At 71.9% G+C, this 15438-nt stretch carries 11 protein-coding genes and 1 pseudogene; 10 read left to right on the forward strand and 2 right to left on the reverse strand.

The genetic code is table 11. The features are described from left to right. Positions 1-162: 162 nt before the first annotated feature. The 6 genes and pseudogenes from EER30_RS20045 to EER30_RS50250 all read left to right on the forward strand — a co-directional run. The gene (locus tag EER30_RS20045; RefSeq protein ID WP_240670170.1) at positions 163-2046 is read left to right on the forward strand and encodes an ATP-binding cassette domain-containing protein; all 1884 of its coding nucleotides are present in this window, start codon (positions 163-165) and stop codon (positions 2044-2046) included. Positions 2047-2079: 33 nt separating this feature from the next. Next, entirely contained in the window at positions 2080-2427 is a 348-nt protein-coding gene (locus EER30_RS20050; RefSeq protein ID WP_127502033.1) for a hypothetical protein, read from the forward strand. Further along, positions 2424-5099 (forward strand): glycoside hydrolase family 38 N-terminal domain-containing protein, encoded by a 2676-nt coding sequence (locus EER30_RS20055; protein WP_127502034.1) that lies wholly within the window; start codon positions 2424-2426, stop codon positions 5097-5099. The genes EER30_RS20050 and EER30_RS20055 overlap by 4 nt, the downstream gene beginning before the upstream one ends. A gap of 8 nt (positions 5100-5107) precedes the next feature. Beyond that, positions 5108-7330 (forward strand): glycosyl hydrolase family 95 catalytic domain-containing protein, encoded by a 2223-nt coding sequence (locus EER30_RS20060; protein WP_127502035.1) that lies wholly within the window; start codon positions 5108-5110, stop codon positions 7328-7330. After that, a complete protein-coding gene (locus EER30_RS20065) occupies positions 7327-10002 on the forward strand; it encodes a glycoside hydrolase family 2 TIM barrel-domain containing protein (protein ID WP_127502036.1) in 2676 nt (891 codons plus the stop codon). Before EER30_RS20060 ends, EER30_RS20065 begins: the two co-directional genes overlap by 4 nt. 648 nt (positions 10003-10650) lie before the next feature. After that, positions 10651-11466, forward strand: a pseudogene (locus EER30_RS50250) (right-handed parallel beta-helix repeat-containing protein); the annotation flags it as partial. A 36-nt stretch (positions 11467-11502) separates the two neighbouring features. Here EER30_RS50250 and EER30_RS49720 read toward each other — a convergent pair. Both EER30_RS49720 and EER30_RS20075 read right to left on the reverse strand, forming a co-directional pair. Further along, positions 11503-12447, reverse strand: a complete 945-nt coding sequence (locus tag EER30_RS49720) for an SIS domain-containing protein (RefSeq protein ID WP_349290880.1) — start codon at positions 12445-12447, stop codon at positions 11503-11505. Between the two features lie 3 nt (positions 12448-12450). Continuing rightward, complete coding sequence (locus EER30_RS20075; RefSeq protein ID WP_127502038.1) at positions 12451-12954, reverse strand: MarR family winged helix-turn-helix transcriptional regulator; 504 nt, start codon at positions 12952-12954, stop codon at positions 12451-12453. 79 nt (positions 12955-13033) lie between these two features. Between EER30_RS20075 and EER30_RS47150 the strand changes: the two genes are divergently transcribed. The 4 genes from EER30_RS47150 (at position 13034) to EER30_RS20100 (ending at position 15062) form a co-directional block, all read left to right on the forward strand. Beyond that, entirely contained in the window at positions 13034-13600 is a 567-nt protein-coding gene (locus tag EER30_RS47150; RefSeq protein ID WP_164842402.1) for a helix-turn-helix domain-containing protein, read from the forward strand. A gap of 80 nt (positions 13601-13680) precedes the next feature. Next, complete coding sequence (locus EER30_RS20090; RefSeq protein WP_127502041.1) at positions 13681-14100, forward strand: hypothetical protein; 420 nt, start codon at positions 13681-13683, stop codon at positions 14098-14100. Between the two features lie 3 nt (positions 14101-14103). Continuing rightward, on the forward strand, positions 14104-14328 hold the full coding sequence (locus EER30_RS20095; protein WP_127502042.1) for a helix-turn-helix domain-containing protein: 225 nt from the start codon (positions 14104-14106) through the stop codon (positions 14326-14328). A gap of 311 nt (positions 14329-14639) precedes the next feature. Next, positions 14640-15062 carry a hypothetical protein gene (locus EER30_RS20100; RefSeq protein ID WP_127502043.1) on the forward strand — a complete coding sequence of 141 codons (423 nt, stop codon included), beginning with the start codon at positions 14640-14642 and terminating at the stop codon, positions 15060-15062. Positions 15063-15438: the final 376 nt, after the last annotated feature.

Below are 15438 nucleotides of genomic sequence, written 5' to 3' on the forward strand. Positions count from 1 at the left end.
ACGCCGATACCCCGCGCCGGTTCCGAGAAATGCGATCTGTGTCCCCCGACACGGTCGGCTCGGCCAGGGCGTCGATGTGCCTAACTCTTTCGGGTAGGCGACAGAACACCGCGTAGCCGCGAGTGTGGAGGGTGCCCGGCCCCCACGAGGAGCGAGGTGTCTGTGAGCGTCACCGAGGAGACCGTCCTGCCCGAACTACGCAATGCCTGGTGGGAGCACGGAGTACGCCGTCGAGCCGAGACCGGGCTCCTCGGGGTGTTCGCCGAGCTTCCCCAGTTCGTACGCCAAGCGGTTGCCGTCGCCTGGCGAGCCGACAAAGCCCGTACGCTCGTGGTCGGTCTGGCCACCCTCGCGGCCGGGGCGATGGCCACGTTCGGCCTGCTGTCGACGCAACGCCTGCTCGTCGAACTGTTCGGCGGCGGGCCGACCCCCGACCGGGTGCGCGCCGCCCTGCCCGCCCTGATCGCGCTGGCCGCCGCCACGGCGTTGCGGGGCGCGCTCGGCATCGCCACCGGCTACGCCCAGAACGGCCTGACCCCGCGCGTCGACCAGGAGGCCGAGCGCCGCCTGTTCGAGGCCACCACCGCCGTACGTCTGGACGCCTTCGACGCCGATGCTTTCGCCGACGACATGGAACGGGCCACCCGGGGCAGCGACGCGGCCAACGGACTGGTCCACGACACGGCCAACATGCTCGCCGGTCTGATCGGCGTGATCGCGGTGGCCGTCGCCGTCATCCTGATCAACCCGCTGCTCCTGCTCGCGCTGCTGGTGGCCACCCTGCCCAACGGGTACGCCGCCCTGCGCGCGGGCCACCTGCGATATTCGAGCTATCTCGCCGGTTCCGTACGCCGCCGGCGCCTTTTGGTGCTGCAACGTCAGATGGCCGATCGGGAGTCGGCGCCGGAGCTGCGGTCGTACGGGCTGCGCCGTTTCCTGCTCGGGCAGTACGACATGGTGATGGGCGCGCAGACCGCCGAGGACCTGCGTCTGGCCCGCCGGGTCACGACGACGACCAGCGTCGGCGCGGTGATCAGCGGGATCGGCCTGGGCGGCGTGTGGCTGCTGCTCGGCTTCCTGCTGGCCGGCGGGCACATTCCGCTGTCGGCCGCCGTGACCTGCGTGGTCGCGGTGCAGGCGGCGCAGCGGTCGCTGTCGACGGTCACCTTCCAGCTCGACCACATGTTCACCGACGGGCAGTACTTCAAGGAGTATCTGGGCTTCCTCGACCGCGCGAAGACCTATCTGCCCGGCCGCGAGCGCACCGACCGGCCCGCGCCACCCCCGCTGCGCCGGCTCGAGATCCGCGGCGTGAGCCTGTGCTACCCCGACCGCGACACCCCGGCCGTCGACGACGTCACGTTGACCATCGAGGCCGGTCAGACGGTCGCGTTCGTGGGCGAGAACGGTTCGGGCAAGTCGACGCTGGCCGCGATGATCGCCGCGCTGCGCATGCCCAGCTCGGGCTCGATCGCGTGGAACGGCCGCGGGCTGGCCGAATGGGACCGCGACGCTCTGATCGCGCGGATCGCGGTCGTGCTGCAGGAACACCACAAGTGGCCGTACACGGCGGCCACGAACATCGCGATGGGCGACCTGAGCGCGGACGCCGACCAGGACCGCATCGAGGCCGCCGCCCGCCGGGCCGCCGCGCACGAGACCGTCCTGGCGCTGCCGCACGGCTATCGGACCCTGCTGGACCGCACCTTCAAGGAGGGTCACGATCTCTCCGGCGGCCAATGGCAGCGCATCACGGCCGCCCGCGGCTTCTATCGCGACGCCGACCTGCTCATCATGGACGAACCGTCGTCCGCGCTCGACCCGCGCGCCGAGGACGCGCTGTTCCAAGCGATCCGCAGCCGCCAGGGCCACCGCACCACGATCCTGATCACCCACCGGCTCGCCAACGTCATCCACGCCGACCAGATCTTCGTGCTGCACGAGGGCGTGCTCGTCGAGCGGGGCAGCCACGCCGACCTGCTGGCCGCCGGCGGCCGCTACGCGGGCCTGTTCACGTTGCAAGCCGCCGGATACCAGCCTTCTTGACGTGTTTACGGCACGCTCGAGTTCTGGCTGGGGGTGTGGCGCGAGAACCGCGACCTGATCCTGCACGGCCGCCTCACCCCGGAACGCCCCGACCTGCTTTATCCGGTCGCCCGGGTCGAGGCGGACGGCCGGCACCTGATCGCCCGGTACGCCCCGCAGCCGATCGTCGTGCCCACCGGGGACTGGACCGAGGTGCTGATCGCGAACGCCGACGACAGTCCTACAGTTCTCCTGGCCGAAGCCGCCCGGGAGGTCGAGCTGGAGGTCCGCGACGCTCGCGGCCGCCTGCTCGTCGACACGACCGTGTGGCTCCCGGCCGGCCCCCAACTGGTCAGCATCCCCGCCGGTGGCCTCGCCCGGCTGAAGGAGAACACCCGATGATCGTCCTCGTCCCGCACACCCACTGGGACCGCGAATGGTACGAGCCGTTCCAGGTCTTCCGGCACCGGCTGGTCGACGCGCTCGACCAGGTCCTCGAGCTGGCCGAGGCCGAGCCCGGGTTCCGGTTCACCCTGGACGGTCAGACCGCCGCGATCGAGGACTACCTGGAGATCCGGCCCGAGAACACCGAACGCGTACGGGCCGCCGTGCGCCGCGGGCAGCTCGCGCTCGGCCCGTGGCTGATCCTGCTCGACGAGTTCCTCTGCTCCGGCGAGACGATCGTCCGCAACCTGCAGCTCGGCTGGGCCGGCGCGCAGAAGCTGGGCGGGGCCATGCCGATCGGCTACCTGCCCGACATGTTCGGCCATGTCGCCCAGATGCCGCAGATCCTGGCCCGCGCCGGTCTCGGGCACGCGGCTCTCTGGCGGGGCGTGCCGGCCGAGATCGACGGGCACGCGTTCCGCTGGACCGCGCCCGACGGTTCGTCGGTGCGTACGGAATATCTCTTCGACGGCTACGGCAACGCCCTCGACGTGCTGCTGGTGCCCGACCAGATCCCACGGGCGCTGGGCGACTACCACGAGCTGACCCGGAAGCGCTGGGGCGCCGACCCGATCCTCGGCATGGTCGGCACCGACCACATGGCTCCCCGCGCCGACCTGATGGACCTGGTACGCCGTTTCTCCACGCCCGAGCGGCCGATCACGGTGGCGACGCTGGACGAGTACGTCTCTGCATTGGCAGGCGTGGCCGAGCTTCCCGAGGTGCGCGGTGAGCTGCGCAGCCACGCTCGGGCCAACATCCTGCCGGGGGTGTTGTCGGTGCGCCGCGGCCTCAAGGACGCCATGGCCGCCGCCGAGCGCGTCCTCGACGAGGCCGAGCGCCTCACCGTCGACGTGCCGCTCGACCGCACCCTGCCGTTCCTGGAGAAGGCCTGGCGCAAGGTCGTCGAGTCGTCCGCGCACGACTCGGTAGTCGGCTCGGGCACGGACGAGACGGTCACCCAGGTCGCCGCCCGCCTGGCCGAGGCCGCCCAACTGGGCCGGGCCGTGCGCGACGCCGCCCTGGCCGGCCTGGCCCGCGACGTGCCGGCCGATGCGGTGCTGGCGGTCAACCCGCGCACGACCGCCGCCACGGTTTTCGTCGAGACCGAGGTGGCCGCACTCGACGGCGACGCCGTGCTGGCCGACGGACGCCGCCTGCCGGTTCAGGAGCTCGGGCGTACGCCGGCCGAGCTGGGCGACGAGACCTGGGCGGCGGCCGACGTCGAGCGGGTGCTGCGGCGCATCCACCGGCGCGAGCTGTTCGGGCAGGAGATCGACCGTTACGAGATCACTCCCGGGTCGCTCACCTTCCACGTCGCGCGCGTGCCCACCATGCCCGAGTTCGACCTGCTCGCCCTGCGCGGGGAGCTGCGCCGGGCGGTGGCCGCTCATCCGGGGCCGTGGCGGGTGCGCACGATCGCCGAGCCGCGACGGCGGGTGCTCGTGGCCGTCCCGGTCGGGCCGTCCGGGCGTACGGCTGTCCGCCTCGTTCCCGGCGAGAGCGCGCCGGCGCCGGGCATCTTGCACGCCACCGAGTCGGAGCTGAGCAACGGCCTGATCTCGGCGAAGCTGCTGCCGGACGGCACGCTGGAAGTTCACGGTTCTGACGGCACGGTGCTGTCCGGGGTCGGGCGGCTCGTCGACGGCGGCGACCGCGGGGACAGCTACAACTACGGTCCTCCGGCCGCCGACACGCTGGTCGACGTGCCCGAAGCGGTCGAGGTGCGGGTGCTGGAGACCGGGCCGTTGCGCGCCGCCGTCGAGATCACGCGCGTCTATCGGCTGCCCGCCGGGCTCGCGGACGACCCCGACCACCGTCGCGCCGAGACCCTCGACATGCCGGTGCGTACGCGCGTCGAGGTGCGGGCGGGGGAGCCGTTCGTGCGGCTGTCGGTGTCGTTCGTCAACGTCGTGGCCGACCACCGGCTGCGGCTGCACGTCCCGCTGTCCGGGCCGGTGGGCGGCTCGGCGGCCGAGGGCCAGTTCGCGGTCACCGAGCGTGGCGTGGCCGCCGAGGGCGGGTGGGGCGAGTTCCCGCTGCCCACCTACCCGGCGTACGGCTTCGTCGCGGCCGGCGACGCGACCGTGCTGCTCACCGGAGCGACCGAGTACGAGCTGGTCGCCGACGGCGGCGAGCTGGCGCTGACGCTGCTGCGCGCGGTCGGGGCGATGAGCGTGAACCTGCACCCGCTGCGGGACGAGCCGGCCGCCTCCGAGATCCCGATCCCCGGCGGTCAGGAGCTCGGCGGCGAGTTCACCGTGGACCTCGCGGTGCTGCCCGCGACGGGCGGATGGGCGGCCGCCGACGCGGTGCGACGCTCCGAGGAGTTCCGCTCGCCGGGGCTGTGGCAGGCCGGTCTCGGGCCGATCGGCGGCCCGCTGCCCGCCGACGTCTGCGGGCTCGCGGTCGACGGTGAGGGCGTGTCGGTCACCGCGGTGCGCCGCACCGATTCCGGCGTCGAGCTGCGACTGGTCGCGATGACCCCGGCCCCCACCACCGCCAAGATCACCGGCCCGTACGCTTCGGCGAGCGAGGCCGACCTGCTCGGCCGGACCACCGGATCCTCCGTGGACGCGGCGCACGTGGCGCTGGGACCGTGGGAGATCCGCACGTTGCACCTGCGCTAGGAGAGTCGATGTTCCTCTGGTCGCCGGCTCCCGCCCAGGAGTGGCTCGAGGCGTACCCGCTCGGCAACGGGCGGTTGGGCGCGATGGTGCACGGCACCCCCGGGCACGAGCACCTGCAGCTCAACGACGGCACCGCCTGGTCGGGCAGTCCCGGCAGCGAGGGCTCGAACAGCCGGATCGACCCGGATCGCGCGGCGGCCGCCCTGGCCGCCGCACGCGCCGCCCTCGACGCGGGCGACCCGGCCTCGGCCGACCGGCGCCTTCGCGAGGTGCAGGGCGGCTGGTCGCAGGCCTACCTGCCGTTCGCCGACCTGCGCGTGGCCGTCGCGACCGGTGGCGAGCAGGTCGAGGAGTACCGCCGCGAGCTCGACCTGGCCACGGCCACGCACCGGGTCACCTACCGCCTCGGCGGGGCCGGGCTGCGGTGGACGACGTTCGTCTCGCACGCGGACGGCGTCCTGGTTCTCGCCCTCGACGCGGACGAGCCGGTCGACGTCACGTGGTCGCTGTCGTCGCCGCTGCACGTGACCGGCCGCACGGACGACGGGCTGGCCGTGCGGCTGCCGAGCGACATGCCCCCGCCGCACGAGCCCGACCTGGAACCGGTGTGGGACGAGCCCGCGCTGCTCGGCGCGGTGGTCGTGCGGACCAATGTCGTCGAGGGTGGACGGCGGTTCGAGCTGGTGCTCGCGACCGCGACCACGTTCGCCGGGATCGGCTGCGCGCCGCGAGGCGACGCTTTCCGTGCGGCGTCCGAGCGAGCCGACCGCGCCCTCGGCCTCGGTCTCCCGGCGTTGACCGAGCGGCACGAGAAGGCCTTCGCCGAGAAGTTCTCCCGCACGACCCTGACGCTCGGCGGTGCCGCCCCGGATCGGCCGACCGCGGACCGCATCGGCACCGACCCGCAGCTCGCGGCCCTGCTGTTCGGCTACGGCCGCTACCTCGCGATCAGCTCGTCCGCGCCCGGCGGCCTGCCGTCGACGCTGCAGGGCCTGTGGAACGACAACATGCGGCCGCCGTGGAGCTCGAACTACACGATCAACGTCAACACGCAGATGAACTACTGGGCCGCCGAGACCGCCGACCTCGGCGAGACCCTCGAACCGCTGATCGACCTGCTCGAAGCTCTGGCCGACAAGGGCAGGGCCACCGCCCGTACGCTCTACGGCGCGCGCGGCTGGGTGGCCCACCACAACACCGACGCCTGGGCCTTCACCGCGCCGGTCGGCCGGGGCCACGCCGACCCGTCGTGGTCGTTCTGGCCGATGGGCGGCGTCTGGCTGACCTGGCTCCTGCACGAGCGGCTGCGCTTCGGCGGCGCCGGCCTCGACCGCATCGTGCCGATCCTGCGGGGCGCCGCCGCGTTCTGCCTCGACTGGCTGCGCGACGACGGCAGCACCTCGCCGTCGACCTCTCCCGAGAACCACTACCTCGCGAACGGCGTCCCGGTCGCCGCAGGCCGCTCGTCCACGATGGACCTGACGCTGATCGCCCGGCTGTTCGACGCGTACGCCGGGATCGCCCCGCCCGGCGACCCGATCGCCGCCGAGATCCGCGCTGTCCCCGCTCCCGAGCCCAGCGCCGACGGCCTGATCCCGGAGTGGCGGGACAACCCGCCCCAGGCCGAGCCCGGCCACCGCCACCTGAGCCACCTGACCTTCGCCTACCCCGGCGACACCCCCGACGACCCCGCGCTGCGAGCCGCGGTCTCCCGCAGCCTCGACGACCGCGCCGACGAGTCCACCGGCTGGTCCCTCGCCTGGAAGCTCGCGCTGCGGGCCCGGCTGCGCGAGCCCGAGGCCGTGTCACGCCTTCTCGACCTGGTGCTCCGCCCGGCCCCGGCCGGCCGGGAGGGCCAGCGCGGCGGCCTCTACCCCAACCTGTTCGCCGCCCACCCGCCGTTCCAGATCGACGGCAACCTCGGCTACGTCGCCGCGGTCGCCGAGATGCTGGTGCAGAGCCATTCCGGCATGATCGACCTGTTGCCCGCGGTGCCGGGGCAGTGGCCCAGCGGCCGCGCGACCGGCCTGGTCGCCCGCCCCGGGGTCGCGGTCGACGTGGCCTGGGAGACCGTCGACGGCCGTGTGACAGCCACCGAGATCGCCTTGCGGGCGCGCCGGCCCGCCGGGCGCACGACGGTCACGGTCCGGCTGGACGGCCGCCGGGCCGAGGTCGACCTGTCCGACGGCCGGCGCGTAGTGCTCGATCCGAGAAGTCTGGAGATCCGATGACCGCACCGTACGAGATCATCGCGCCGCCGACCGGGGCTGAGCCGCCCCGGGCGCGGCTGCGCACGACCGCCGGGGTGCTGCCGCTGGACGGGTCGTGGCGCTTCGCCTGGTCGCCCACCGCCGACACCGACCAGGACCCGGCCGACGCGGGGGAGTCGTGGGACTCGCTGCCGGTGCCGGGCAACTGGCAGATGCACGGCTACGGCTCGCCGGCGTACACGAACGTGCGCTATCCGTTCCCGATCGACCCGCCGTACGTCCCCTCGGAGAACCCGACCGGAGAGTACCGCCGCACCGTACGCCGCCCCGACGACTGGGACGGCGGCCGAGTGCTCCTGCGGTTCGACGGGGTCGACTCGTGGTTCGAGGTCTGGATCAACGGTGAATCCGTGGGCCGGTCGTCGGGCAGCCGCCTCACGGTCGAGTTCGACGTCACCGAGCGGCTCACCGGCGGCGACGACCTGCTCGCCGTGCGCGTGCACCAGTGGAGCTTCGCCAGCTACGTCGAGGACCAGGACCAGTGGTGGATGTCGGGCATCTTCCGCTCGGTCGACCTGCTGCACCGCCCGGACGGCGGCATCGACGACCTGCGCGTGATCGCCGGCTACGACCACGAGACCGGCGAAGGCCTGCTCACGGTCGAGGCGCCGGTCGACGTACGGTGGGAACTGCCGTCTCTGGGGTTGAAGGACGCCACCCGGGTGCCGTCGGTGGAGCCGTGGTCGGCCGAGAATCCGCGGCTCTATCGCCTGCTCGTGAGCACCGCCAGCGAGACCGTGACGCTGGACATCGGCTTCCGCACCGTGCGCGTCGAGGGCGACCGGCTGTTGCTCAACGGCGCCCCGCTGATCTTCCGCGGCGTCAACCGGCACGACATCGACGCCCGCACCGGCCGGGCCGTTCCGCGCGAGCAGATGGAACGCGACGTCGCGTTGATGAAGGAACACAACATCAACGCCGTACGGACGAGCCACTACCCGCCCGACCCCTACTTCCTCGATCTCTGTGACCGCCACGGGCTCTACGTCGTCGACGAGTGCGACATCGAGACGCACGGATTCTCTCAGGTCGACTGGCGCGGCAACCCGTCCGACAACCCGGCGTGGGCCGACGTCTATCTCGACCGGATGCGCCGCACGGTCGAGCGCGACAAGAACGCGACAAGCGTGGTGATGTGGTCGCTCGGCAACGAGGCGGGCTGGGGCCGTAACCTCGCCGCCAACGCCGCCTGGACCCGCTCGCGCGACCCGGGCCGGCCGATCCACTACGAGGGCGACACGTCCTGCGTGAGTGTCGACGTCTACAGCCGCATGTACCCGCCCTACGACGAACTCGCCGCGATCGGCCGCCACGAGGAATCCGCGCTGCCCGATCCGGCGCAGGACGCCAAGCGCCGCGGGATGCCGATGATGATGTGCGAGTACGGGCACGCGATGGGCAACGGGCCGGGCGGGCTGGCCGACTACGAGGCGATCATCGACGCGCACCCGCGGCTGGCGGGCGGGTTCATCTGGGAGTGGGTCGACCACGGCTTGCTGCGCGACGGCTCCTACCGCTACGGCGGCGACTTCGGCGAGGCCGTCCACGACGGCTCGTTCGTCATCGACGGCCTGGTCTTCCCCGACCGCACGCCGTCGCCGGGGCTGACCGAGCTCGCGGCGATCATCACCCCGGTGCGGCTGTCGTTGCGCGGCGGCGACCTGGTGATCGAGAACCGGTGGAGCTTCACCGACACGTCTGCCGTGACCTTCACGTCGCCCGACGGCGTGCTCGACGTGCCGGTGGTCGGGCCGCTCTCGACGCTCCGGCTGCCGTTTGCCGGTGCGTCCGTCACCGCGACTTCGGACGGTCGCGTGCTGTCGCGGGTTCATCGCGCCTCGACCCCCGCACCGGTCGCTTTCGCCGGCCGGCCTGTCCAGCGCCCCGAGCATCTCGGCCCGTTCCCGGTCGCCGCGCTCACCCTCGACGCGTGGCGCGCGCCGACCGAGAACGACCGCTTCCCCGGCCTGCGCAACAAGGTGTCGATGGAACAGCAGTGGCGCAAGGCGGGACTCGACCGCCTCCTCGAGCGCGTCGTCGACGAGAACCGGGTCCGCTACTTCCCGGCCGGTCTCGACAGCGGCTTCGAGGTCACGTACGCCTGGTCGTCCGACGGTTCGGCGACCCGCCTGGAGGTCGACATCGAGCGACTGGGGGAGTGGCGCCTGACGCTGCCCCGCCTCGGCATCGCCCTCGGCCTGCGAATGCCCGACCCCGCCGCCGCGCTGGTCGAGTGGCACGGCCTCGGCCCGGGGGAGGCCTACCCCGACTCGCGCGCCGCGGTCTGGCCCGGTAAGCATCGCCTCTCGGTGCGAGAGATGCAGACCCCGTACGTCGTCCCGCAGGAGAACGGCAACCGGTCCGAGGTGTCCTGGCTGTCCGTCTCCACGCCCGACGGTGCTGTGAAGGTGACCGGTGACCAGCCGTTCGAAGCAGCCGTACGACCGTGGTCGACCGCCGCGCTCGAAAAGGCGCGGCACTCCGACGAGCTCGCCGCGGGCGACCTGCTCTGGCTGCACCTGGCGGCCGGCGTGACCGGGCTGGGCTCGGCCAGCTGCGGCCCGCCCGTGCGTACCCAGGCGCAGTACCGCACTTCGCGGGCCCGTCTCGCCTTCACGTTCACGGCCGGCTGACCCGTGCGGCTCGAAGTCACCTCCGGCGACGATCTGCGGGCGGCCCTGCGCGCGGCGGCCGACGCCCACGGCCCGGTGGAGATCCACTTTCCGCCGGGCGAGTACCACCTGTGGCCCCACGACGATCATCGGCGTGAGCTCTACGTCTCCAACACGGTCGGCGCCGACCCGCGCTATCGCAGCAAGTCGATCGCGCTGCTCGTCGAGGGGATCGACGACCTGCTGATCACCGGTCCGGGCGCCCGTCTCGTGCTGCACGGCCTGCAGACCACCTTCGCCGTCCTCGGCAGTTCCCGGGTACGGATCGAGGGCCTCGAATTCGACTACGCGGTGCCCACGGTCGTCGACGCGACGGTGGCCTCGGCGGGGGTCGAGAACGGGCGCGCCTACCGCGTGCTGCGCGTTCCCTCCGTCACCCCGTACACCGTGGTGGGCCGTTCGGTGCTCTGGCACGGCGAGCCGACACCGGCCGGCGGGTTCACGTGGTGGGGGTCAGACGCGCTCGACTACACGCAGGTCTTCACCCCGGCCCGCCGCGTACCCAACCCGCTCTTCACAGATGTGCACTCGATCCGCCGTACGACCGAAGGCCTGCGAATCGAGTACGACCATGCGCGCGCGCCCGGCGACGTGGGGCTCGTCTACGCGATGCGGAAGACGACGCGGGACCATCCAGGCGCCCTGATCTCGGGCAGCGCCGACGTCACCCTGTCCGGTCTGCACTTCCGCTACCTGCACGGGTTCGGGGTGGTCGCGCAGCACAGCCGGGACGTGACTGTCGAGAACTGTTCCTTCCAGCCGCCCTCGGGCAGCGGCCGCCACACCGCCGGTTTCGCTGACTTCCTGCAGGTCTCGGGCTGCTGGGGGCACCTGGCCGTCCGCGACTGCGAGTTCGACGGCTCCCACGACGACCCGATCAACGTGCACGGCACCTATCTGCGGGTCGGCGCCCAGCCTCGTCCCGACACGCTGCTGCTGCACTACATGCACCCCGAGACGGCCGGGTTGCCGCAGTTCGGGCCGGGGGACGAGATCGAGGTCGTCGACCGCGGCACCCTGCAGCCGGTGGCGGCCGCCCGGGTGCGTTCCGTCCGCCAGCCCACCGGGCACAGCCACGACGAGCCGCTCACGAGCATCCTGCTTGTGGTTGACGCGTCACTTCCGCCCGGGTTGTCCGGCGGCCACGCGGTCGAGAACGTCACCAGGACACCCAGCGTCGAGATCACCGGCAACGTCTTCCGCAACACCCCGACCCGCGGCGTGCTGGTCACGACTCGGCAGCCCGTGCTGATCGAGCGCAACCGCTTCGAGCGTACGGGGATGGCGTCGATCTACGTATCGGGCGACGCGAACGACTGGTGGGAGTCCGGCCCGGTCCGCGACCTGACGATTCGCGACAACGACTTCATCTCGCCGGGCGGCCCGGCCGTCCTGTTCGACCCGCGCGCCTCGGAACCGGTCCACAGTGGCGTCGTCGTCGAAAACAACCGCTTCGAAGGCTCATTCGGTGGGCCACAGGTCGTGGTCGGCCCAGGCGCCGGTGATGGCGACGTCGGCGTTCTGGCCGCGCTGGCGGGCGAACCGCAGCGCCAGCCGTTGCAGGAGAACGGTCATCGGGATCTGGTCGAGTAGAGCCGATCCGCTGGAGGTCGGGGCGGTCAGCGTCGCCACCTGCATCCGTTCGAGGACGGCGGCGTGCCGCAGCGCCGTCGTCAGCTCGTCCGGGTCGGCCGTGGGCTGCAGCACCAGCAGGGTGTCGGCCGCTGTGTAGGGGACAGCGCCGCCGTGCAACAACCGATCAGGATCGAAGCCCTCACACAGGATGCGCGCGCCTTCCCGGATCTTCAGCGCCCCTTCACGAGCGGTGACCGACCACAGCCCGGGCCCGACGATCGCCATCGCCCGTGCGGGTAGCGGAACGTCACCCGGCTCGTCGCCGAGCGCCCGCGCGGTCTCCCGTACCGCCTGCGGCCCGCCGCCGCGAGCGCCCAGGTGATAGGCGAGCTGAGCGAGCACGGTCAGCGCCGTCGTGTAACTGACCGTGTAGGTCTCGGACGCCTCGACCACCGGAGTGCGAACCGCCTCGGGCCACTCGGCGTCAGGCCCGGTCACGCCGACCAGCGGCACCTTCTCGTCGAGCAGAATCTGACGGCTGCGCCGGGCGTACGCGGTCGTGCCCGTGTGACTGATGACGACAGCGGCGTCCCCGTCGCGCAGAACACCCGCCGTGAACGCGTTCGCCGCGAAGGTCCGCGCGTCGAGGCCCGCCGCGGTGAACTCGGCCGCTCCCAGTTCGGCCGCGTGCAGGCTCGTTCCCGTGCCGATCAGCCAGACCCGTCGCGCCCCCGCCAGCCGACTCGCGGCCTCGGCGGTCAGTCCGGGATCGGCGAGGCTCTCGATGGCCTCGGGCTGTGCGGCGATCATCCGCTCGAGCTGTGCTGTCATCTCTCAGGCACCTTCCGAATCGACCAGAACGGTGAGCAGCCGAGCGAGCTGCCCGCGTTGAGTCGCGTCGAGCGGGCCGAAGACGTCATCCTGAACCGCGGCCACCACCCTGTCGAGCTTGCGCAGCCGCCGCTTTCCGGCCGCGGTCAGGCTGACAACATTGCGGCGCCGATCGGCCGGGTCGGGTCCGCGCTCGACGAAGCCGCCGTCGGCCAGCTCGTTGAGCACCGAGACGAGGTCGCTGCTGTAGATGCGGGTGCGGTCGCTGAGCTGAGCCTGACTGGCCGCGCCGAACTGTTCCAGCGTGGCCAGAACCGCGTAGTGCCACTTCCGGGCGTCAACGCGCGCCAACGCCTCGGTTACCAGTCGATCGGACCGCAGGGCAGCCAACGACAACAGCCGCGTGGGCAGTCGTTGCAACCGCTCCGCGGTGCCCTCGCGAGCGGTCCTCGGTCTGGCCGGCGCGGTGCCGGCATCTTGGATCGTCGCTCCGGCCTCCTCGTTCATCAGGCGACCCTATCACTTGCGTTAGTGGCACTAACGACTTACGGTCGGCGTTAGTCAGACTAACGATTCTGGAGGCGTCATGCCCGAGATCCCCTTCGGTGCCCAGCTCATCGGGCGCACCGAGAAGGCGCTCAATGCCCTGCTCGAACGCGAGCTGTCCGGCACCGGCCTCACCGAGCCGCAGTGGGTCGCCCTCACCCTGACCGTCGGCCCTGTCGGCCCCGCCAGCTCTGTCAGCCCCGCCAGCCCCGTCAGCTCTGTCGGCCCCGCCAGCCCCGTCAGCTCTGTCGGCCCCGCCAGCTCTGTCGGCTCTGTCGGCCCTGTCAGTCCTGTCGGCCCCGTCGGCCCTGGTGCCGTGCCGGTCGGCCGGCTTGCCGCGCGGATCTCCGAGGCCCTCCGGACCGATGGGGCCACCGCGGGCCGTCTGCTGTCCGAGTTGGCCGCTAAGGGCCTGTTGCGCGAGACCGCCGCCCACGCTTTCGAGCCCACCGAGAGCGGCCGTTCCCTGTGGCTGCGGGTCCGCTCCGCCACCGCGACCCTCACCGCGGACCTCTGGGGCGACCTCCGCGCCGAAGACCGCGACGCCGCGGCCCGAGTCCTGAACGTCGTCCTCACCCGAGCCGGAGCCGCCCTGTCCGCTCGCTAGTCATGTTAAAAATCATTGACATCGTGTCAGCTCTGTTTTACGTTCGACGTGTCAAGTTTCTTGCACAGGGGGAGCGCGACATGTCCTCGGAAGAGAAGCGCGCCTGGACCTACGCCGTCGTCGGCGTCGTGATCCCGGTCGTCTACCTGGTCATCGTCCTGTCCAAGATCCAAGAAACCGACGTCGCGAACATCGCCTACGTCGGGCCCATGCTGACCGCGATCGGCGTCGGCATCGCCGCGGGCATCATCCTGGGCATCGCCGCCGCCATGGCCTCGCCCCGAGACGCCGGCCGCACCGACGAACGCGACCGCGAGATCAACCGCCGAGGCGAGCACGTCGGCTTCTACGTCATGAGCATCGCCGCGATCGTGCCCCTGGTCCTCACCATGGCGAAAGCCGAGCATTTCTGGATCGCTCACACGCTCTACCTGGCGTTCGTCCTGGCCGCGCTGGCCTCGGCGGGCGTGAAGATCGTGGCGTACCGGCGGGGTTGGTAAAACGTGGGCAAACCGACCAGGGTCACCAACTCGATCCGGGCGCTGCGCTTCACGCACGGCGAGATGACCCAGGCCGAGCTGGCCGATCGCATCGGAGTGACCCGCCAGACCATCATCGCCATCGAGCAGAGCCGCTACTCGCCGTCCCTCGAGGTGGCGTTCCAGATCGCGCGGGTGTTCCGGGTGCCCCTCGACGACGTCTTCGCCTACCCGGACCCCGAGCCGTAGCCCCACCCTCCGAGAGAGAGCCGCGACGCAGCCGTCCCGCGCCCGGGGCCGGCTCCTCGTCGCCGTTCGTCTGCCCGGGGCGCCGCCGTCGCCTCAGCCCTGGCCCGATCGTGCTTCCCTGACCAGGGCGAGGCAGTGCGCTCGCAGCGGGGCCGCGCGCTCCCACCGGGCCGCGCGCTCGCAGTGGGGCCGCGCGCTCCCACCGGGCCGCGCGCTCCCACCGGGCCGCGCGCTCGCAGTGGGGCCGCGCGCTCGCAGCGGGCCGCGCCAGCCGTCGATCCGAGTTGATCTCGCCTGACTATGATGTGGCGGTGACCACGGTGGCGGCCCGCAGAAAAGTTCCGGCTCACGAGCGCTCTGCTGTGCGGTTGGTGGTTTTTCTGGAGTGGGTCTTCGCTCTGGTCTATGTCGGTTGTGTGCTGCTGGCGCTCTTCCGCGCCGCCGATATCGCCGGCCACTGGTACATCCCAGCCCAGGGCGATGCCTTCACCGAGGACGCCGACATCGCCGCCGGCCGGTGGTGGTTCCTCCTGGTAGGCATGTTCGTCTCGTCCGCCCCGATGTCGGCCGGCTTGGGCCTGTTCAGCTCGGCCATGCTGTTCCTGCTCGGCTACGGCCGCGGCGATCGCCGACTGACCAGGGCCCTGATCCTCTCAACCCTGGCCACCACGGCCGTCCTGGCAGTCTCGCTCACCCCCGCCGCCCAATCCCTCTCAGGCTGGTTGCTCGACTGACGTCCAAAACGTCTGGGCTGGACAGCTTCGGCGCGGAGGTCTGTCGTGGGCGGTCCCGAGTCGAGCTTCCGCTTCGTGCGGCAGGTTGCGGTGGCGGGGTGCCCCAGTCGGGCCGGCGTAGTGGTGCAGCATGGTGCTTGTCGCCGGCTTCCCAGCCGGGCCCGCCCCGTGGTGCCGCCTGTCGCGCTGACAAGTTCTCATGCCGAGTGACGGTTCCAGGTCGACCCGCCCCCATTCGCCGTCGTGAGGGCCGGGCGACAGGTCTCATCCCAGGAGCACAGGGGCCTCCATCCCATGATCACTCCGAGTCCGGTCGCCGCAACCGGCCGCGCCGCAGCGGCACCACAGCGGTGGGCGGCCCGGGTGAACTGCGCCG

It is taken from the genome of Actinoplanes solisilvae, from assembly GCF_003999975.1.
Classification (GTDB): domain Bacteria; phylum Actinomycetota; class Actinomycetes; order Mycobacteriales; family Micromonosporaceae; genus Actinoplanes; species Actinoplanes solisilvae.

Bases quoted from the DNA above. Each gene is read 5' to 3' on its own strand.
- EER30_RS20055 (WP_127502034.1), top strand. From the start codon at position 2,424: ATGATCGTCCTCGTCCCGCACACCCACTGGGACCGCGAATGGTACGAG.
- EER30_RS20060 (WP_127502035.1), top strand. From the start codon at position 5,108: ATGTTCCTCTGGTCGCCGGCTCCCGCCCAGGAGTGGCTCGAGGCGTAC.
- EER30_RS20065 (WP_127502036.1), top strand. From the start codon at position 7,327: ATGACCGCACCGTACGAGATCATCGCGCCGCCGACCGGGGCTGAGCCG.
- EER30_RS49720 (WP_349290880.1), bottom strand. From the start codon at position 12,447: ATGACAGCACAGCTCGAGCGGATGATCGCCGCACAGCCCGAGGCCATC.
- EER30_RS20075 (WP_127502038.1), bottom strand. From the start codon at position 12,954: ATGAACGAGGAGGCCGGAGCGACGATCCAAGATGCCGGCACCGCGCCG.
- EER30_RS47150 (WP_164842402.1), top strand. From the start codon at position 13,034: ATGCCCGAGATCCCCTTCGGTGCCCAGCTCATCGGGCGCACCGAGAAG.
- EER30_RS20090 (WP_127502041.1), top strand. From the start codon at position 13,681: ATGTCCTCGGAAGAGAAGCGCGCCTGGACCTACGCCGTCGTCGGCGTC.